This is a genomic window from Heliomarina sp. (assembly GCF_052826185.1).
In genome coordinates this window covers 1-20,838 of record NZ_JBRBUI010000027.1, presented here as the reverse complement: position 1 = coordinate 20,838, position 20,838 = coordinate 1, and the positions used below count along the sequence as shown (strand labels likewise).

Annotated in this window: 15 protein-coding genes and 1 pseudogene; 14 read left to right on the top strand and 2 right to left on the bottom strand. The window is 53.6% G+C overall.

Annotated features, from left to right (window positions below):
* Position 1: 1 nt before the first annotated feature.
* On the top strand, positions 2-982 hold the full coding sequence (locus ACU0FH_RS08925) for an NAD-dependent epimerase/dehydratase family protein (protein WP_446194286.1): 981 nt from the start codon (positions 2-4) through the stop codon (positions 980-982).
* Here ACU0FH_RS08925 and ACU0FH_RS08920 read toward each other — a convergent pair.
* Complete coding sequence (locus ACU0FH_RS08920) at positions 974-4,555, bottom strand: hypothetical protein (RefSeq protein WP_446194285.1); 3,582 nt, start codon at positions 4,553-4,555, stop codon at positions 974-976. The two genes, ACU0FH_RS08925 and ACU0FH_RS08920, sit on opposite strands and share 9 nt — an antisense overlap.
* A gap of 281 nt (positions 4,556-4,836) precedes the next feature.
* On the opposite strand from ACU0FH_RS08920, the gene ACU0FH_RS08915 reads away from it, so the two are divergent.
* The 3 genes from ACU0FH_RS08915 to ACU0FH_RS08905 all read left to right on the top strand — a co-directional run bounded on the left by ACU0FH_RS08915 (position 4,837) and on the right by ACU0FH_RS08905 (position 9,578).
* Positions 4,837-6,654 carry an ABC transporter transmembrane domain-containing protein gene (locus ACU0FH_RS08915; protein WP_446194284.1) on the top strand — a complete coding sequence of 606 codons (1,818 nt, stop codon included), beginning with the start codon at positions 4,837-4,839 and terminating at the stop codon, positions 6,652-6,654.
* A 106-nt stretch (positions 6,655-6,760) separates the two neighbouring features.
* Positions 6,761-8,641, top strand: coding sequence for an acyl-CoA synthetase (locus ACU0FH_RS08910; RefSeq protein ID WP_446194283.1), 1,881 nt, complete (start codon positions 6,761-6,763; stop codon positions 8,639-8,641).
* Positions 8,642-8,651: 10 nt separating this feature from the next.
* Positions 8,652-9,578 (top strand): alpha/beta hydrolase, encoded by a 927-nt coding sequence (locus ACU0FH_RS08905; RefSeq protein WP_446194282.1) that lies wholly within the window; start codon positions 8,652-8,654, stop codon positions 9,576-9,578.
* A 34-nt stretch (positions 9,579-9,612) separates the two neighbouring features.
* On the opposite strand, the gene ACU0FH_RS08900 is transcribed toward ACU0FH_RS08905, so the two are convergent.
* The gene (locus ACU0FH_RS08900) at positions 9,613-12,540 is read right to left on the bottom strand and encodes an error-prone DNA polymerase (protein WP_446194281.1); all 2,928 of its coding nucleotides are present in this window, start codon (positions 12,538-12,540) and stop codon (positions 9,613-9,615) included.
* 198 nt (positions 12,541-12,738) lie between these two features.
* Here ACU0FH_RS08900 and ACU0FH_RS08895 point away from each other — a divergent pair, with 198 nt between their 5' ends.
* From ACU0FH_RS08895 to ACU0FH_RS08850, 10 genes and pseudogenes are all read left to right on the top strand, one after another.
* Complete coding sequence (locus ACU0FH_RS08895; protein ID WP_446194280.1) at positions 12,739-14,805, top strand: methyl-accepting chemotaxis protein; 2,067 nt, start codon at positions 12,739-12,741, stop codon at positions 14,803-14,805.
* Between the two features lie 372 nt (positions 14,806-15,177).
* Positions 15,178-15,492 carry a hypothetical protein gene (locus tag ACU0FH_RS08890; RefSeq protein WP_446194591.1) on the top strand — a complete coding sequence of 105 codons (315 nt, stop codon included), beginning with the start codon at positions 15,178-15,180 and terminating at the stop codon, positions 15,490-15,492.
* A complete protein-coding gene (locus tag ACU0FH_RS08885) occupies positions 15,441-15,587 on the top strand; it encodes a hypothetical protein (protein WP_446194279.1) in 147 nt (48 codons plus the stop codon). The genes ACU0FH_RS08890 and ACU0FH_RS08885 overlap by 52 nt, the downstream gene beginning before the upstream one ends.
* Positions 15,588-15,896: a hypothetical protein gene (locus ACU0FH_RS08880; protein WP_446194278.1), complete on the top strand. Its 309-nt coding sequence runs from the start codon at positions 15,588-15,590 to the stop codon at positions 15,894-15,896. It abuts the gene before it with no gap.
* Positions 15,874-16,233 carry a DNA methyltransferase gene (locus ACU0FH_RS08875; protein ID WP_446194277.1) on the top strand — a complete coding sequence of 120 codons (360 nt, stop codon included), beginning with the start codon at positions 15,874-15,876 and terminating at the stop codon, positions 16,231-16,233. The genes ACU0FH_RS08880 and ACU0FH_RS08875 overlap by 23 nt, the downstream gene beginning before the upstream one ends.
* 404 nt (positions 16,234-16,637) lie before the next feature.
* A complete protein-coding gene (locus tag ACU0FH_RS08870; RefSeq protein ID WP_446194276.1) occupies positions 16,638-17,813 on the top strand; it encodes an FAD-dependent oxidoreductase in 1,176 nt (391 codons plus the stop codon).
* Positions 17,810-19,114, top strand: a complete 1,305-nt coding sequence (locus ACU0FH_RS08865) for an HD domain-containing protein (RefSeq protein ID WP_446194275.1) — start codon at positions 17,810-17,812, stop codon at positions 19,112-19,114. The genes ACU0FH_RS08870 and ACU0FH_RS08865 overlap by 4 nt, the downstream gene beginning before the upstream one ends.
* A pseudogene (locus ACU0FH_RS08860) lies at positions 19,111-19,338 on the top strand (DNA methyltransferase); the annotation flags it as partial. The gene ACU0FH_RS08865 and the pseudogene ACU0FH_RS08860, both read left to right, overlap by 4 nt.
* Positions 19,339-20,361: a hypothetical protein gene (locus ACU0FH_RS08855; protein WP_446194590.1), complete on the top strand. Its 1,023-nt coding sequence runs from the start codon at positions 19,339-19,341 to the stop codon at positions 20,359-20,361.
* A gap of 1 nt (position 20,362) precedes the next feature.
* Complete coding sequence (locus tag ACU0FH_RS08850; protein WP_446194274.1) at positions 20,363-20,701, top strand: hypothetical protein; 339 nt, start codon at positions 20,363-20,365, stop codon at positions 20,699-20,701.
* Positions 20,702-20,838 lie beyond the last annotated feature (137 nt).

Sequence of the window (20,838 nt, the reverse complement as noted above, 5' to 3'; positions counted from 1 at the left end):
GATGCGGCGCGCAGTTGTTCTGGGCGGGGGCGGTCATTTCGGGGCGGCATTATGTGCAGGTTTGCTTGAGCGTGGTTGGGTTGTTTCTGCTGTCACACGGACCGGTGGCAGACGTGCCGGATTGCAGAACCTCTCGGTCGAACGGGTAATTTGCAACGATTGCGAATCCGGCGCGATGCGGCACCTCTTTCGGGGGCATGAATTGATAATAGATGCCGCTGCGCCCTATGCTCTGGACCTGCATGACGCGAGGCAGAGCCATTCGCAAAGGCTGGCAGCTGCCAAGGACCGAATGGAGAGCTTGATTTTCGCAGCCCGAGCCAGTGGATCGGTTGTCGTATACATCGGATCGTTTTTGACGCGATACTTGATGTCCGAAAATGACGACCGGCGGCTTCGGTTTATCTCCGCTATTCATCCTTACTTCAGAATGAAACTCGAGCTTGAGAGACTCGCAAAAAAAGCCGCCAAGCGAGGCGATCCGATGATAATCGTCAATCCGACTTCACTTTTGGGGCCTGGTAACCTGCGGATCGTCGAGCACTGCTTTGTCGCCTCTGTGCTGTATGGGAAAATGCCGGCGAGCTTTCCGGATATCATAAACGTAATGGACGTTCGCGATGCGGCCGAGGCGACCTTGCGCACGCTCGACGCTGGCATATTCGGTATGCCGGTTTGGTTGAGCGGCCATAACATTTCTGTACATGATTTGACCCAAATGATTGCCAATCTGGGACAGGTGGAATCTCCTCCACGATGGCGAGGTTTGGCAATGGGAGCGATGGTGTTATACGCACTGGAAAACGGGATGTCCGTATTGGGCCGTGAAACTCGCTTTCCCAGCCTTCCCGTTCTTTTGACACTGGCGAGTCGTGCTGTTGAACAAAGCACCTGCCAGCGGGCTTTGGGTGTCGACCTGAGACCCCTGGAAGCCACGATAAGAGACGAGATCGACTGGTATCGTGGCCGCGACCTAACCTGAGATATGATCTTCGGTATCCAGCGAAAGGCCTGTCAGCCGTTCTCCAAGAAGTTCTACTGCGGTCAGGCCGGTTGGCCACTCATTGTGGCCGATGTGCGGATTATAGTCGTGCTTCAGGCGTTCTACAGTGCGGAGCCACGCGGTTTTCCAAACGCGAAAATCGTCATCGAACATGTCCTGTTTTTCCAGTTCATCGAAGAAAGATAGGAGACTTTCCTTAAGGTCGGTCAACATGTCGAGATCCCAATATTCGCCAACATGACCTTTCATCGGAACGAGTTCCGGTACGACGCCTTCGGCGACTGGTTTAAACCACTCGGGCATTTTGTCTTCAGCGCATTCCTTCAAATAATCGCCATAGCGCGCGAAACCCTGAGCAGTTTCGGAGCTTTCATCATCTGAGCCGCAGAACAGGTTGATGACTGACCAGAACTCGAACCTGAGCAGCATAATATGGCCCACACGGAGTCGGATTGTCTGCAATTCATGTGCGTCGGAAGGAGGCCAGAATCCATCCTGGGTTTCCAATCCGGGAAAGAGTTGCTGGGAAATTGATGGGCCGAAGGACTCTGCGCGTATCCGGAAGTCTGAACGCGGGATCCAGATTTCGGGATGCGGTCTATCAGCTTTGCCCCAATGTCGGTTTAGAAGTGAATCGATGATTGTTGCCGGGCTTACCAGTTCCAATGCGCCAGCCAACTTGAGTAACGGCAAGCTGCCTGACACGTCGCCGTTTTGAGATTTCAGCGTCCTTACCAATGTAGAAATGTCTGGAATTTGGCCGTTATCCATACCGTCGACCACGTCCGCGACACAAAGCGTATCAATTGGCCGCGCGCGGTTCAGGGTCTTGATCGCAACGAGGCCGGACTCCTCGACGTCGGATCGGAAGGCTGCCATGCTTTCCTCGGTCAGACGTCGGGGCGCATGGACGATTTGCGTGTCACCGTTCCGTTCGGAACAAACATATGAGAATGCAATCGCCGGTTTCGATTTCGACAGGCGATCGAGCTCGGCCGGATTTTCTGTGTTCCATCCAAACAGGCCTTCCGGGACGGATACGGACGTCCACGGTTCGTCTCCTACACGCTCGAACAGGGTGCAGCCGCCTTCGCGGACCAGATCGGCATTGATCTCGAACGGTCGAAGCGGTTCAAACTCGTCGATCATTCCATGGTCAGTTGCGACCGTGCGCTTAGGTATCAATCCGAGGATTTTGCCTACCGGTTGGGTAGGAAACCGCGCGATGGATACTGACAGGCTGCGTTCGATTTCGCTGAGGTCGTAGAGCCGATCAATACGCGTGGTTTCACGAACGATACCCTGATAACATGCCTTGTCGGGATAGCCTGCATCCCTGAACTGCTTCAGCGACAGGGTATTTATGCCGCGTTCGCCGCCGAGTATGTTTAGTGCCAGACTTCTTGCGCCCTCGAAAGGCAAGTGATCACCTGCAGTCGGATCAGCGCCCTCTGCACGAGGACTGACACCAGTTTCGTCGAACTTACGGGCCAGATCGTCTTGGACGAGCGGTCCCCAACTGCCTGCAATGTTGCGCCAGCCGTCGACATCCCATTCCGGCAGAAGCGGACTGTCACGCACTTGAACAAGTGAATGTTGCAGTCCCTGCGCGTCGGTGCCCAGCGAAGGCACCATGATTGCTTTGACTTCCGCTAGGATGCCGCGGTCCGGGCCTTTGGCGGTCCAACCTGAGGGCGGCGTTGAAATGCTTGAACGAAGCGTCGGTACGCCGAAGACTTCGCTTTCCGCGACAGCCAGACGAATATCGTCGACATAACTGAAAGGCGATATCAAACCCGTTCCTATCAGCCTATTGGCGCCCTTGCGCCATTTTTCCTGTCTTTCCTCCTGTGCGAGATGTTGAGGCCCCATCTTGGAAGCGAGCAGGAAGGTCGGCATGACATTCTCCAGCGCATCGTCTTTTCCGGGCGTGGCGTCGTAATATTTGACAGGGACCGAGAAAGTGACTTCGTTGCCGGATGTCGTCGCCGAAGGATTCAAATCGGCCGAGATTTGTTGGTAATTTGCGATGATCAAATAGACATATCGGCCCCAGGCCTCCACGCGCATTTGATCCGGCACATTTATGTAATCCTCTACGAATTTCTGTAGAACCTCTTCATTCGCGAGAATGGGCAGCACACGGATCTTGGCACACGGCATACGCAGAGTGCCACCTATCGCTTCGCTTGCGCCGCGTGTTGTGTTGAAAGGATTGGTTCTGCCAATCTGGCGCATCTCAGGTGTCTTGGAGAGGAGGGGCTTTGTGCTCTGACCCGTCTCTGGTGGTGTCACCAAACGTGTCGGTTGAAAACTCGCTTCTTTTGCAACGCCCTGAATGCCTCTCGTTGTTTTCCAATCCCCATGTCGGGAGCGCCAGGCTAGGGTTTGGCCTTTGCCGTAAAGCATGTCGATCTTGATCCAGAATGGCATGACTGGACTAAGGGTAGAAATCGTTCCGCTTTGGACGTCGCGGGTTGAAATCGCCTGAAGGCCAAGTGTTTGCAGGACCGGAACCGTTGTGGTGTTGACCATGTGGATCTGGTAGCCGCCGCTGAACTGGCCAGCGAAAAGGTTTTCGCTTCCAAGAACGCCTCCGCTCCCAATGCGGTGAATGGGCATTTTGGCAGCTGTAATTGCCTGATAGCATGTCATCTCTGCATCTTCCGCGTCGCGGAATTGTTTGAGATTGATCGTATTGGAATAAAGCTTTGGGAATGCCTCTCTAAGCGATTGAAATGCGGCGAGGGGATCGTTCAACATGGACGATCCGGTTTTTATCAGGTTGTCTAAACCGGTATTGGAGTTTCCTTCTGTAGAAGGAGTCGCATCCCGCGCTGGACGCCGCGACGCGCGCATTTCAGCGAATGCTGTCAGAGAGTCACGCGCCATTCTTGTCATACCGGCCAGGTTATTGGGCCAGTTCAAGAGTGCGTCTGTGACAGAGGACAGGTTGGTTGGGATGTCGGTCAGTCCTGACATCGGCGTATGCGTCACGCTCAGAAACGGAGCTTTCAGGTCATCGCCCATCCGGTCGGCGGCCGATTGGGATCGTATTTCAAAGACCTGCCTCGCGCCATGTGGATCGGTCAACCATCTGTCGACCGAGGGATCGAGCCTCGCCAGGAGCTTCGGCCAGCCATAGACTTCGCGACCGGTACTAAGCGACAACTCGTTGTCCACGAAAATGAAGGGCGTGGTGAAAGCCCAATCGTGGAAGGTGAATTCCTGTCCGCCCGATTCAGGTTTCATCCAGGCGAGCGGCACGCCAAAGGCCACTTCGCGCTGGGATACCCAGCCCGTCCGGGCCGCGGCCGCCGACATTTTCCCGTAGTCCAGAATGATCAGATAAACAAAAGGCAGAACCGGTCGGAATTTTACGATCTCGGGTGCTTGGTTGAGGTAGTTGTCAACGAACTGGCTTAATCTGGCGAGGTTGGCCTGCAGCGGAAAAACCGTCATCGTGACATCGCTGAATGCAAAGGGTGGGGCCATTTGGAGCGAGCTCGCTTCCCCACGGGCGTTGTTATACGTCGGACCGTCAATGAGCATTGGTTCGTCCTGACATCAAGAAATGAAGTTGGTCAAAAGAGACTAGTCAACGTCTTGGAACAGGTCAGTTCAATAAGGCCTTACTTGCAGAAGCTATATGAGAATGGGTGGTCGGTCCAATCTTATGAGCAATTGGTACGGTCCGACTGTAGAGGTCCAGTTGCAGCCGCGTCGCTTGCCGCGTTGACAGACTGTCGCCTTGACCGCGCGATCATGGGCCTTCATGACAGCCATGGTACGAAGGCTGCTCATTGAGTACCGGAAAGCACGACAGGAAAATTATGGCCAAGACGCAAGCTTCAGCGAACGCGATTCCAAATGCCACCGGCACCGAGGAGCGTGCAAAATCGAAGAATGTAGCGGGCCTTGAGGCATTGTGGCCATTTGTGCGCCCGTATACCGGGCTGGTGGCGGCTGCTGGTTTTGCGTTGGTGTTCACCGCCGTCATTTCGCTGACGCTGCCCTTGGCGGTTCGCCGCGTCATTGACAATTTCCGTGTCCAGAATGGCGAACTTCTTGATAAATATTTTCTGGCGGCTCTTGCCATCGCGGCGTTGTTGGCTGTCGGGACCGGGCTTCGCTATGCTCTGGTGACCCGTCTCGGTGAACGCGTTGTGGCAGATATCCGCAAGGCAGTGTTCGACCGTGTCATCGGAATGAGTCCCGCCTTCTTCGAAAAAATCATGACCGGCGAAGTGCTTAGCCGCATCACCACGGACACGACCCTGATCCAGTCCGTGCTGGGATCTTCTGCCTCGATCGCGCTTCGCAACATGCTGATCTTTGCCGGTGGTCTCGTGCTTATGCTTCTGACATCGCCCAAGCTTTCAGGATTGGTTTTGTTGCTTGTACCTGCGGTTATCGTACCGATCATGACGCTCGGTCGGCGACTGCGTAAGATAAGCCGGGAAAACCAGGACTGGATCGCGGCTTCGTCGGGCAACGCCTCTGAAACCCTTGGGGCCGTTCAAACGGTTCAGGCTTTTACGCATGAAGCTGCCAGCAAGTCACAGTTTTCGGAAATGACTGAAACCTCTTATCTCGTCTCCCTGCGCCGGATCAGGACCCGTGCCGTCATGACGGTTATCGTGATATTCCTGATTTTCACCGGCATTGTCGGTGTGCTCTGGATCGGTGCGAATGATGTTCGTGCCGGTACGATGACTGAAGGTATGTTGATTCAGTTCGTCATCTATTCGGTCATGGTTGCTGGCTCCGTCGCGGCTCTAAGTGAAATCTGGGGAGAATTGCAACGCGCGGCAGGGGCGACCGAAAGATTGATCGAGCTGCTGAATAGCCAAGACACGGTGGTCGATCCTGCAGAACCCACAGGCCTTCCGCAACCGGTGAAGGGCGCGATTGAATTCGAAAACGTTCGATTCTCATATCCGTCGCGAAGCGATATCAGTGCGTTGGATGGTGTTTCACTTAAGATAAAGCCGGGAGAAACCGTGGCATTCGTCGGGCCATCCGGAGCTGGAAAGACAACCGTGATCCAGATGATCCTCAGGTACTATGATCCGCAGTCCGGCTGCATTCGTCTCGACGGAACCGACCTTCGCGATGTGAATCGGGCCGATTTCCGTAAGTTCATAGCCATGGTTCCGCAGGACTCGGTGATCTTTGCCGCATCTGCGCTTGAAAACATTAGGTTCGGACGGCCGGATGCGTCGGATGCAGAGGTGGAAGCGGCCGCAAGGGCAGCAGCGGCGCATGATTTTATTGTGGCCTTGCCGGGTGGATACGACGCCTACCTTGGAGAGCGCGGTGTGATGCTTTCGGGTGGGCAAAAGCAACGTATCGCCATCGCGCGGGCGATTTTGCGCGATGCCCCCGTGCTTTTGCTTGATGAAGCCACGAGCGCTTTGGATGCAGAAAGTGAGCGCGCTGTACAGCGCGCGGTGGACGAGCTTTCAAAAGATCGAACGACATTGATTGTTGCGCATCGTCTGGCGACGGTGAAAAAAGCCGACCGGATTATCGTGATGGAAGATGGAAGGATCGTTTCATCCGGCACGCACGAGCAACTCGTTGCGGAAAACGGGCTGTATGCGCGTCTCGCGAGGCTGCAGTTCACCGACGGGCTAGCTGCAGAATAACCTTGCGTGGCGTCATATTCATGTCGCCTTGCACATAAATGAAAATACTTTCATCTTTCCTTTCGAGAGAAAAGATGCCGCTAGGCATCTTCAGGGAGGAAATCAGATGAGTTTTGCGAGTCTCGAAGACAGCAAAAGATTACAGAACGAAATGCCGTGGGAAGCGCGGGAGGTGCCTGCCACGGTCTACGAGATGCTGAGTATCACATCTGAAAAGTTCCCGGACCGTCCGGCTGTTTCATACCAGCTGTTGTCGGGACCGGATGACAAGGCAGAGACTCTTACTTGGAGTGAGCTGCATGCTCGGGTGTCTCAGGCAGCTAATCTGTTCCGGTCACTTCGTATCGGTAAGGAAGACGTGGTTGCACTGATCCTGCCGAACACGACGGAGACCGTTGTTGCTACGATTGCCGGAACAGTTGCTGGGATCGTCAACCCTATCAACCCCTTGCTCGAACCTGAGCAGATTGCTGCAATCCTGCGCGAAACCGGCGCAAAAGTTGTCGTGACGCTAAAGGCGTTTCCCAAGACGGATATCGCGCAAAAGGCGCATGAGGCCGTGCGGCATGCACCGGATGTTCATACCATTCTTGAAGTGGACCTGAATCGATACCTGACACCACCAAAAAGTTGGATCGTTCCCTTGGTCCGTGGCAAAATTTCCGGGAAGCACCATGCCGACATCCTGGATTTCAACAAGGCCTGTGCGAGCCAGTCCAAGTCTCTTGATTTCACCGACGAGAAGGAAGACCGCATCGCAGCCTACTTCCATACGGGTGGGACGACCGGCATGCCCAAGGTCGCGCAGCACAAGTATTCCGGCATCGTCTATCAAGGCTGGATCGGTCACGAACTGCTCTACACTGAAGAGGACAGTGTTATGTGCCCGCTGCCTCTTTTCCATGTCTTCGCCTGCCATGTCATCCTTATGGCCGTTCTAAAATCAGGTGCGCATGTGGTTTTCCCAACCCCGGCCGGGTACAGGGGCGACGGGGTATTCGATAACTTCTGGAAACTCTGTGAGCGCTGGAAGACAACCTTTGTAATTACGGTGCCAACCGCGGTTTCGGCCCTTATGCAGCGTAAGGTGGATGCCGATATCTCTACGGTGAAGAACGCATTTTCCGGGTCGGCTCCGATGCCTCTGGAGTTATTTACCCGGTTCACGAACGCGACTGGCATCAACATCGTTGAAGGCTATGGTTTAACCGAGGCGACCTGTCTGGTCTCTTGTAACCCGGTTGATGGCGAAAAGAAGGTTGGCAGTGTCGGGGTGCCTTTCCCCTATACAGACATCAAGATCGTCAAGGTCGCCGACGGGAAGCCCGTTGAATGCGGTATGGACGAAGTAGGCGAGATTTGCATTTCCAACCCGGGCGTATTTGCGGGTCATACCTATACGGAAGAGCCAAAAAACAAGGATCTTTATCATTTCGACAAGTACCTCAGAACGGGAGATCTAGGTAGGCTCGACTCGGACGGATATCTATGGATTACCGGGCGCGCCAAGGACCTGATTATCAGGGGCGGTCATAACATTGACCCGGCCGAGATCGAGGAGGCGCTGTTGCGCCATCCCGCAGTTGCTTTTGCCGGTGCGATCGGTCAACCGGATGCAAAAGCAGGGGAAATTCCTTGCGCCTACGTAGAGTTGGTTGGGGGAGCTTCGGTAACGGAAGCCGAGTTGATGGAGCATTGCAAAACGCATGTTCATGAACGGGCGGCCCAGCCAAAGCATTTGACGATCATGTCTGAATTGCCGAAAACCGCCGTGGGTAAAGTGTTTAAACCCGAGCTTCGCAAGCAGGCGATCATGCGTATCTACAATGGCTCGCTGGAAGAGGCGCAGGTGCCGGCGCGGGTCACGTTTGTCATAGATGACAAGAAGCGCGGACTCGTGGCGCAAGTCACAGCGAATGGCGCCAAAGAGGACGATGTTGCTCATGTCCTTGGCCAATACACGCGGCCATGGGAATGGGCCGCTTGAGGAGAACCTGATGGTTGACTACGACACCCTTATCGATGCCCAGACATGGGCATTTATCCGGAAGACGGCTGAATCCTATCCGGATGACGCCGTCGATCTGGATATCGAGGGTCAGCGTCGCGTTTATGATGCGATGTGCAGAGAGTTCCATCAGGAATATCCCGAAGGCGTGTCAGCTGTCGATAAACTTGCGGATGGTGTGCCGGTTCGCATCTATACCGCCGGGGATCCCGGGCGTACGGTTATGTTTTTTCATGGTGGTGGATTCGTCGTCGGCGGTCTTGAGAGCCATGACGACGTTTGCGCCGAGATTTGCGCAAACACCGGCTATCGCGTGGTTGCCGTTGATTATCGGCTTGCCCCGGAACACAAGCACCCGGCTGCTTTTGAAGATGCATGGGCTGCGACGCAATGGGCCGCGAACCGATACAAGGACGGGCTCGTTCTGGTTGGTGACAGTGCCGGCGGGAATCTGGCAGCGGCTGTTGCCCACTACGCACGCGATAGGCTGAAAGGTATTCTTGGCCAGGTGCTGATTTATCCGGGCCTGGGTGGAGACCGGAATGCACCTTCGTATTCTGAGCATGCCAATGCGCCGATGCTAACTCGGGCAGATCTGGAATTCTACGAGAACATCCGGCTGAATGGCGAGGCCCCTGCTGGCGATGCCACCTATGCCCCCCTGCATGACACCGATTTCTCAAAGCTGCCTCGGACGGTCATTTTCACGGCTGAGTGCGACCCGATCGCCAGCGATGGTCCCCAATATCGCGACAAGTTGAAAGCGGCAGGTGTGCCGGTTCATCTCGTCGAAGAAGAGGGACTTGTGCACGGTTATCTGCGGGCCCGACTTATGTCGGCGCGTGCAGGTGAAAGTTTCGAGCGGATTGTTCTTGCAGTCGAGGCATTGGGACAGGATCTCTGGCCCTACGACTGATCCGTGATCGAGAGGTATCGGACATCTGGACTGGCTATGAAAGGGGCTTTTTCATAATCGATGGATCTCCGGCGCCCGGTGTGAGGATATGGCGCAGCATCGCGACCGGGTGCGCCTTGAGGCTAAGGCGGGTGGCTACGAAATCTTCAACCACCTCTTCTCCGAGTGTCATTTCCGGCAGATGGGTAGCGGGTTCGTCAATCAGTTCGCCGCCAATATCCTGAGCGAACAGGGGAAGGGGAGCAGGGGTAGTGATTGCCTTGGCCTGCCAGAGCGCTTCGCGGCGGCTTAGACCGAGAGAGGCAAAGACATCTGCTTCGGCCAGTCGTTCCAGAACCGCGGGGCGCACTCCTGCGCGCCGCCAGAGATCGTCCACCCGGTTGTATCCATTGCCTCGAACCGCCGTGAGCCAGGTTGCGTCTTCTTCGGTCAGGCCCTTGATCTGGCGGAAGCCTAAGCGAAGGGCCAGGTTGCCACGACCGTCGGGTTCCATCACGTTGTCCCAGAAGCTTGCATTCACATCAACGGGTCGCACGATGACGCCATGTTCCCGCGCATCCCGCACAATTTGTGCCGGCGCATAAAAGCCCATCGGTTGCGAGTTCAGCAGCGCACAGGCGAAGATCCCTGGGTGATGGCACTTGATCCATGCGCTGGCATAGACCAAGAGAGCAAAGCTGGCCGCGTGACTTTCGGGAAAGCCATATGAGCCGAAGCCCTCGATCTGCGAAAAACAGCGTTCTGCGAACATATCGTCATATCCGTTACGCTTCATGCCGCGCAGAAAGAGACTGCGGAATTCGCTGACATTGCCGTGTTTCTTGAAGGTCGCGAGAGAGCGGCGCAACCGGTCGGCCTGCTCGGGTGTGAAGCCTGCGCCGACAATGGCAATTTGCATCGCCTGCTCTTGAAACAAGGGTACACCCAGCGTCTTTCCCAACACTTTTCCAAGTGCGTCAGAGGGGAATGCTATCTGCTCTTCGCCGTTTCGCCGACGAATATAGGGGTGCACCATATCGCCTTGGATCGGACCGGGACGAATGATGGCGACCTCGATCACCAGATCGTAGAAATTGCGTGGTCGCATACGGGGCAGAAAATTCATCTGCGCCCGGCTTTCGACCTGAAAGACGCCGATACTGTCGGCTCGGCAGAGCATGTCGTAAACGTTTTCATCTTCTTGCGGCAAATTCGCAAGCGTATGCCGGGCTCCATGGTGGATCGCCAAGAGGTCGAATGCCTTGCGGATACATGTCAGCATGCCAAGGCTGAGCACGTCGATCTTGAGAATGCCCAGTGAATCGATGTCATCCTTGTCCCAGCAAATCACGGTGCGGTTATCCATCGTTGCATTTTCGATGGGGACCAGCTCGTCCAGCCGGTCCTGCGTGATTACGAAACCTCCTACATGCTGGGAGAGATGTCGTGGAAAGCCGACGATTTCCTGCACAAGCTCCATTGTAAGTCGCAGCTGGCGATCATCAGGGTTCAGGCCGATTTCACGCATCCGGCGATCTTCCATCCCATCTGCCGAGAAAAATCCCCAAAGCTGTGAAGACAGACCCGATATCGTATCCTCGGACAGGCCCATCGCGCGTCCGACCTCACGGATTGCACGTTTCCCGCGGTAATGGATCACCGTCGCGCATAGCCCGGCCTTGTGACGGCCATAGGTTTCGTAGATGTGCTGAATGACCTCTTCGCGGCGCTCATGTTCGAAATCCACGTCGATGTCTGGCGGTTCGTCCCGAGCCTCACTCACAAATCGTTCAAAGACCATCGTTCCGATTTCGGGGCTGACCGAGGTGATGCCAAGACAATAGCAGACAACCGAATTGGCTGCGGATCCGCGCCCTTGGCAGAGAATATTGCGTGAGCGGGCGAATGTGACGATATCGTTAACGGTCAGGAAATACGGTTCGTATTTCAGCTTGGCGATCAGGTCGAGCTCATGCTGCAGCATGTCGCGCACGTGATCCGGCGCACCGTAGGGATAACGCCATTTCAGTCCTTTCCGTGCAAACTGTTCAAGACGTTGCGCGGGCGTTTCCTCCGGGGTGCCTTCATTGGGGTATTCATAACGAAGTTCGTCGAGGGAGAAACTCAGCCTGTCTGCAAGCTTTTCCGCACGGGTGATCGCATCCTGGTGGCCCCTGAAAAGCCGCTGCATTTCAGCTTTGGAGCGGAGACGGCATTCTGCATTTGGCAGGGCCGCGCGGCCCAGTTGTTCTACGCGGCATCCCAAGCGAATTGCGCTAAGGACATCGGCAAGCCGCCAGCGTCCACCGTGGTGCATTCGGGGTGCGGCGCTGGCGAGTGTCGGGATACCCAGTTCCTGTGCAACCTTTGTCAGTGATGCAAAGCGTTCGCTGTCATAGCCGTTGTAGAGCGGATGCATCATCAGATGCATTCGCCCAGCAAAGTGGCGAGTCAGGTCCGGCATATGCGAAGACCATACCCGTGCTCCACCTTTTATATGCCGTTCGGGTGGCCAGAGGATGAGCTGAAGGCCATCCGGCCAGTCGATCAGGTCTGTGAGCCATAGATCGCAGTGTCCTTTCTCGGCTCTCAATCGACCGGTAGAAAGAATTCGGCACAGGTTGCGCCACCCCGTCCGGTTTTCCGGAAGGACTGTGATAGGCGGCGTATCCTTGAAGACCAAGCGGGTTGCCGGAATAAGCCGCGGTATATGGGCGACCGGAAATGAAACCGGCGGCCGGCAGTTTGCTGGCCGCGGGGGGCCGATCAACCCGTGTTGATCATTCCAGTCCATTCGTTCTTTGACCTGTCTGGCGATCGACTTGGCTTGGGTATGCGCTCTTACGATACCGGCGACGGAGTTGTCGTCAGCTATGGCAATAGCCCCAAGACCCAGTTCGCAGGCACGTTCCATGTACTCCTCCGGATGGGACGCTCCGGTGAGAAAGGTAAAGTTGGATAGGGCAGACAGTTCACAGTACATGATTCCCTATCATATTCCCCTTTTGTTCTCTTGTTGAGGGGCTGGTTGGGGTCAGGCTCCGCTGGATGAGGCGCGAAACGCCCTTTGGATCGCGTAAAAAACAGGTTTCACGCCGGTTGTGCGCGGAACAGTGGTTTTCTTAACCCATTATCAAAGTCTGTTTGGTGAATTGTCTTCGATGATTTCTGGAGATTCCGTATGTTCAATTTTCTTGGTAACAATTCCAAAGAAAAGCATAAGTTAATAGGTTTGGAGCATTCCGCCATAGACCGTTCACACGCAATCGTTAGATTTGGAATGGACGGCACAGTGCTTGAGGTCAACGACCTGTATTGCGAAATCACAGGATATAGGCGTGAGGATGTTGTCGGAAAATCATACACCGCAACGCTGCGCCAGAAAGATCGCGGTACGCCTGAAATGACTGAAGTGTGGCGCAAGGTCGCCGCCGGAAAAGTTGTCAACCGAACTGAACCGCGCGTGAACAAGGCTGGCCAGGAAACCTGGTTTGATACAACATACACTGCGGTTGCAGATGCCGACGGCAATTATGATCACATACTTGGTGTCGGCCGAGAAATTTCCATGGTCCACATGCGGCGTCGGGACAATCGCAGTCAAACCGACGCGATCAAGCGATCCATGGCCGTGATCGAATTTGACCTTAACGGCAATATCCTTGATGCAAATGAATTGTTCTTGGCCGCCACAGGATATTCTCTGGACGAAATAAAGGGTAAGCACCATCGGATCTTCATGCCGGGCAACGAAGCGTCCAAACCGGAATACACTGCCTTTTGGGATCGTTTGAAATCCGGCGCTTCAGAGAGTGGCGACGTGATGCGCGTCGCCAAAAGCGGGCGGGAAATCTGGTTGAATGCCACTTACGAGACCCTGATCGACCCCGAGGGCGTTCCCTTCAAGGTCGTCAAATACGCTTTTGACATATCTGAGGCAAAAAATCTGGCCGCCGATGCGAAAAGCCAGATCGACGCAATTCACAAGGTTCAAGCCGTCATTGAATTTGATACGCAAGGAAAAATCCTTCAGGCCAATGAAAATTTCTGCAAGGCGATGGGATACGAGAAATCCGAAATCATTGGTCGCCATCACAGTATGTTCATTCCCAAGGAACAGGCCGCTAGCGACGATTACGCAAAATTTTGGGAAAATCTGCGTAACGGGCATGAGGTTGCCGGGAACTTCACACGCATTGGCAAAGGCGGAAAGACAGTTCACATACGTGCAAGCTACAACCCGATACGCAACGCGGCCGGCAAGGTCTCGAAAGTTGTCAAATACGCTATGGACACGACGCTTTTGCAAGTGACAGTGGACACGATGCGTCACGGATTGGATCGTCTGGAGGAAGGTGACCTGTCAGTGCGGCTTGAGCAAAATCTGGGTGAGATGGATATGATCCGGCAGAAGTTCAACTCGGCCATTGAAAAGATTCATGATGTCATCAACGTGGTCGTCCAGCGAACGACTGATGTTTTTGATGAGACAGGCGGCATTACAAGCGCGACGGACGATTTGGCAAGGCGCACGGAGAAACAGGCTGCGACGCTTGAAGAAACTTCTGCTGCACTTGACCTTTTTGCGACGTCTGTAAGAAACACAGCCAAGGCAGCGACCGAAGCCCGCAACAAAGCGGATGAAGCGAAGAACCAGACGCGGGATTCCGGACAAGTCGTTGGCAATGCTGTCAATGCGATGAATGAAATTGCTGAATCTTCAAACAAGATATCATCGATCACAGGTGTGATTGACGCGATTGCATTCCAAACCAACCTGTTGGCCTTGAACGCTGGCGTTGAGGCCGCTCGCGCTGGGGATGCAGGGCGTGGTTTTGCAGTTGTTGCATCCGAGGTTCGAGAACTTGCACAAAAATCATCAGAGGCAGCTCGTGAAATCGCTGAACTAATTGCTGCTTCTACAGGCCAGGTGCAAAAAGGTGTAGATCTGGTTGGTCAGGCCGGAACTTCCATAAAGACGATTGATGATATGGTCCAGGAAATCAGTGTGGGCGTATCGCAGATCGCCAACTCCGCAAACGAACAGGCGGCCGGCGTTTCTGAGATGAATGCTTCTATCGGCGAACTTGACCAGGCAACGCAAAACAACGCTGCAATGGCTGAAGAGACAAGCGCGGCAACGCAGTCGCTTGCAAATGGCGTCGGCGATGTCCTGAATGCCGTGAAATTCTTCTCTAAACCTGGCAATGCAGGTGTCGATCATGAAAATTTGAGAATGACCGGATAAGGTGAGCGACAAAGAATTTCGAACAACTGGAGATCTATTTGAGAGCTTGCTATTCTTATAACGCTTCCGGTTCACAAAGTATGCATTCTGTTCTTCAGTTTTACCTTTCTTCCTAAAGAGATGTTTACCGGTAAGGGCGACCCTTCGAGACGTGTTTAGTTGATCAGCCGAAGCCAAGTGTCTCAATTGGATTGTTAGTGCATGACCAGCTTGGTGTTCACCGCGTCATTGGTCCGGGCGTTATGAGAACTTTGGGGGTATTGTTTAGTTGGGAAATAAAATGGCAAGCGCGCAAATCTGGGCAAGGCGTGTTACCAGCTCTTGCAATAAGCCAGCGCTCTGGAAAACTCGCCGCTTCTGATCGTGTCGGACATGGATGTGTTGCGCACCCAAACCAACTGGACCAGCACGGTGCAGCAGGTGTACACTCTGGCACTTGACGACCTCAAGGACGCCGCCAATGGCGACAAGCTGCGACATGCCTTCCTAAATCCAAGGCTCTTCAAACCGACCAATACCTGTCAATTGGTCACAGAACAAGCGACGCAGACGTTGCCAATCTTGCCCAGCGCCTACGGAAATGCGGTCACGACCCGCAACAAGTTGCGCATTTCGCCAGCCGTCTTGTTTTCTGCATGTTTGCCGAGGATGTGGAGCTTCTGCCGAGCAGAATGTTCGAACGGATGATGAGGGCCGCGGGCCCTGCCCCTGCCAGCTTTGCAACCCATACCAAGGCGCTGTTCGGTGCGATGAAGGATGGCGTGTTTGTCGGGTTCGAATAGGTGGACTGGTTCAACGGTGGACTGTTCGACAATGACGACGTGTTGCCGCTCGGATGGGAAGATCTGGACGACCTCACTCGCGCCGCACATCTGTACTGGTTCGATATTGCCCCCTCGATCCTTGGCACCCTGTCCGAACGGGGTCTGGACCCGGCCAAGCGTGGCCAGTTGGGCGCGCATTACACCGACCGCGACAAGATCATGCAGATCGTCAATCCGGTGATTGTGGAACGGCTCCCGAACGATTGGGCTGAGGTGAAAGCCCAGATCGAAGACCTGATCGACAATGTCCCCAAGGCGAACCAATGACAAGCTTCTCAGCACGTCACAGAAGGCCGCCGCCACCCGCGCGCTGGACAAGTCCGAGGCGCTGCACCAAGCGTTTCTGGATCGGCTCAAGGCGTTTCGAGTGCTGGACCCGGCCTGTCGGTCCGGCAACTTCCTCTATATCGCGCTTCTGGAACTCAAGAACATAGAATACCGGGTGAACCTCGAGGCCAAAGCGTTGGGCTTGACCTTCAAACACTATGCGAGATTGTCGCCCCGCTATTCGCGCTCTGATACCGTTGCAGCAGATTTTCGTCCCGGATCTACAGCAGGACTAATGCTCCAAGCGGAAACAATTTGGCGGAAAATTAGGGGATGATAGCGATAGGTTATCGCCCATGTACTCGATAAAAAGTGATAATTTTCAAGTTTGTGGCGGAGACGAAGGATAGCGAACACTCACTATAACACGTTGTTTTAAAATTAAAATATGTAAGTAAGAATTAAACGTACCACGATTTGCACCACGCGTTTCATCACGGTTCATTCTAAATGGCTCATGTGGCAAACGGGATAAGATTTAACGCTGCCTGAGATGGAGGTTTCCTTCATGCATCCAGAAGTCAGATCGGTGTTGGAGAGCGTAGCGACGATGGCGCGCGTGAACCTCTGGTCGCCACCCGCATGCCAAGGTATTGATTGTAAAGTTAAAAAAGTCCAACCTTGACTACCCAGCCCGCCCCCCCCAGAAAGTCCCAAAAGGGTTTGGGGCAGACGCGAGCGATGACATACGACATAGTGGTGATTGGTGGTGGAATGGCTGGTATTCTAGCAGCCTTGGAAGCCGCCGCTAACGGCGCCTCTGTGGCGCTCGTGGATCATGCAATCCCCGCAGCCGAAGGCAAACTCGGAGGTTTTGCGAAGTTCTCTGGAGCAAAGTTCTCAAAACTACCTGCCGGTCAGGGCCTCATTCCGATCGCTGGTAGTGAACACGCTCTGGCGCTCGTAGCTGACGAAGCATTCGAAATTCTGGGACTAGCGGAGCGCGCGGGAACCACTTCCTCTGATCGCATCCTAAACAGTGAGACCCTCACTCTTAGGGCTTATGACTCCATACTACTTACGCCGCATGAGATAGATGAACTCGTTGCTAGATGTGAAGCGCGCCTAGCGCGGCGTGTCACGGTCTTTAAGTCTCGGGCAATCACGGTCAATGATGGTAACCATTTCGAGGTCGTTCTGGAAGGCCAAGAAGTCTTGCGTTCCAAGTTTCTGCTTCTTGCTGCAGGCCGGCAAGGAGCCGAGTTCGCACGAGAACTTGGAGCGCTCGAGCAGAATGGCAAAGGCTTTGACGTTGGTGTTCGCATCGAGTTCCTCGATGGCTCGGCCTTAAGCAAGCTTCGTAGTCTGGGGCCCGACGCGAAAATCTTGGAGGGGAAGTGTCGGACGTTTTGTTTGAACGCGCCTGGTGAAATTTATCGTTATCCGTTCTACAACTTCACAATTCCTGGCGGTATTGTAGCTGAGCAGAATTTCCCTCGCGCCAACGTTGGGATATTGCGTCGTGTGGAGGGTAAAGTAAATGAGCTTCCAAGAATAATCGAAAAAATTAGGGCGCTCCCTCCTGAGAGCTTTTCAAGCAATCCCTTCATAACGGGAGGAGGTCTTGGGGATAAGGCTCCATACGTAAATGAGGCGTTCGGGAAGGAGATCGCGCTCGAGCTAGACACTTTTACAAATAGTCTATCGGAATCGGGCTTGATCACTCTGAGTAGAGAGCATGCGGTTCATTTTCCACTGATCGACTGGCATTGGCCTGTGTACGCTACTCCCAAATCCCATCGAACGACCGTCGAAAATCTCTACGTTGCCGGAGACATCGCGGGGCATGCTCGAGGTCTTCTGCAAGCGGCTGTCTCTGGAATTCTCGCAGCGCGGGAAATAGGATGCGCAAAGTGAAGAATAGATTTTTCGATCCCATCTACGGGCCCGTCGTAGTGGATGAACAGTCCATGTCACTTATGCTCTCTCCTGAAATACAGAGGCTGCGATATGTCAGGATGTGCAACATTAATTCCTTGCTGATAAGCGGCGCTTCCGAGCCATCCAGATTTGAGCACATCGTCGGCGTCTATCACCTGGCCAATGTCTGGGCTGATGCCCACGAAGTCCACGCTGCGAAGCGCGACGTACTTCGTGCTGCTGCAGTGCTACACGATCTACAGACGGGCCCGTTTGGGCATTCAATGGAGTATATACTTGATGACAATAAGATCGAAGGCGACTTCAATCACGAAGACATAAATGCGGGGAAAAGGAGCAGTTATCTTCAAGATTTAACGCAAGGCGTTTCATTTTCTGGCGCCCCGTTTAAATCTTCGGAGATTCTAGGCTCAAATTGGGATGACGTTGTGGAAATAATCAAGGGGCGTGGAGCGTTTGGCCCCTTGGTCTCGGCGGAAATCGATATTGACAATATTGACAACGTAGTCCGACTAGCATGCCATGTCGGCGTAACTTCCCAATCAGATGCTAGAAGCATCGCACAAGGTCTGGCTTCTGACATCGAAATAGGAGAGCAAGGCGCCTCCGTAGGAAAGAGTGGCGTCGAACTCGTAATGAGATGGCAAGACGTCCGAGAGAAATTGTATAAACTCTTGCTATGGGATTGGGCTGAGTTCTCAGCGAAAGCCATGCTGACTCGCGTTATGGAGGACGCTGTTGCTCTTGGGAAGTTGAGTTCAGATAGGTGGATCCTTACTGACGATGCTCTGATTTCTTACCTTAGCCAAAGCTTGACTGGAGAAGGAGGGGCGACGAAAGAAATTCTATCGCGATTGGTGAGAGGAGCGCTGTATGATCCTGTGTCGCTTCTTAGAATGAGCGGGACCGCGAACTATGACGGTATCTCCAATTTGAAAAGAAAAAGGGAAATCGAAGTCGCTCTCGCAGAGGCTGCGGGTTGCTCGTGCATATTCCATGCCATTAAAGATAGAGCCAAAACGAACAGGGCCATTAACATCTACAACAGGGCCACGATGAAGAGTGAAGTGATTGGTCGGAGCTCTAATGAAACTCTGATCGGCGTTTTCTCCGCAAAGGAGTTGAGCAAGGCTGCGAAGCGTCGTGTTCGGGTGCTTTTGCAGGAAATTCTTGGTGAATTGCCAGGTGATGAGCATGTCCTTCCACTCCCCGATCCGATAGAAGATATCTATGGAGAGCCCCTAGTACCCGAATCTCAGTTGGACCTCTTCCAATGAGGGACCAAATACGACGGCAGCTTGAGAACGTTGATTGGGATTTCTCTAGCGGGGACGACAGGATTGCTTCAGGGCTGCATTGGTATCCAGGCACATTTATTCCGAGCATACCGGCGACTTTGATAGAGGCGCTTAGTGAACCTGGGCAGAACATTTTTGACCCGTATTGCGGTAGCGGAACTACAGGAATTTCTGCGCTCTCGCGGTCTCGCAATGTAACCTTGATGGATCTCAATCCGATTGCGCTGCTCTCGTCGGCCGCAGGCCTTTCGTTGACGGTATTGAGACTTTCTAACCCCAAAGTTTTTGAGCTGATGTTTCAAGTGTTGGAGAATAAACTTGATGCATATTTCGGAAGATCCTCTCTAGTACCTTTGGGCGCCTCACACATCAGCGAGATAGAGTCTGTTGTTCTTTCTCACTACTCCGGATGTTTGTTGAATGATATTTGCATCCCGATCATGCAGAGGCCGAACGAAGAAGCTCTGACACCTTGGTATGACATTGAAACACTTTCTCGCATAATCGGCCTCTCGGATTATTTGAAAGAAGAGCTTGGGGCTGGACCTGTTTCCCTTGTCGCCCACACAATGATCTCCGCATGTCTAAGGCAACTTTGCTCGCAAAACCAAAGCTGGGGTCATATTGCTGACAATGTTAAACCAAGAGAACTAAAGCCAAAGGACGTGTATCGCTCATTGAGGGATTGGCTTGTAAGGGTCAAGAACCGACTTAAGAACCTATCGTACGTAGGCCCGGGTGTCTTTGATGCGAAATTCAAAATTACGCGTGCAAACTGGGATTTGGAATCTAACCCGACGCCCCCTGGCGGGTTTGATCTTTTGGTCACGTCGCCACCATATGCGGGAGCTATTGATTACGCTCTCTCTCAGAGGCTTTCCCTCTATTATATGGGGTACGCGGACACTGAAATTTCTACGCTAGTGGGCGCGGAAATAGGGGCAAGGCGCAAGCGATCCAAAACCACACATATTTCAACATGGGCTGAGCAAGTAGCGAAAACTGCGGGACATCACGACGGATATGCCAACGCTGGCTCGCACGCAGCCTATGTCTTTCCTCACAAGGACAGCGGCCGCGAGTTAGGTGAAGAGAAAATAATTCTTGAGATGGAAAGCAAAGGCTGGAATCTTGAAGTTCAATTCGACCGATCGATACGCCAGGCAAGGGCACGACACGCGTGGACTTCGATAAAGAAAGAAACAATACTGGTTTTTGGAAGGTGATATGCTTTTCGTAATTATTGGCGCCCGAGGCGCCGGGAAAACTACCCTTGTGGACTCTCTTAGGGAAAGGGGTGAGCTCGTCCTAAAACCTTCAACCGACCGGAAGCCGAGGTTTGACGGAGAGGACGAGTATAGCTTCTTTGATAGCTTAGAGGGCCAAAAGCTCTCTTGGGTGATCTCGGTAGGAAGCAGCAGATACGGCTATCTCAAAGATGAGACGGATAAAGCTATAGAGTCCGTTGCGTTTGCGGTGTTCGACCCTCTCAATATTGACGTTCTAGATAAATTTTCAGAAAGCGCTCCCTTCGAGGTTGTTAAAATTGGCCTAGATACAATTTGACCTGCCCCCCGCGAAATCCCTCATCATGATGTAGAGTCTGCCCAACCTTGAAGGAGCAGACGAATGCGAAAGAGCCGTTTTACCGAGGCGCAGATTATCGGGATGATCAAGGAGCAAGAGGCGGGCATGCCGACGGC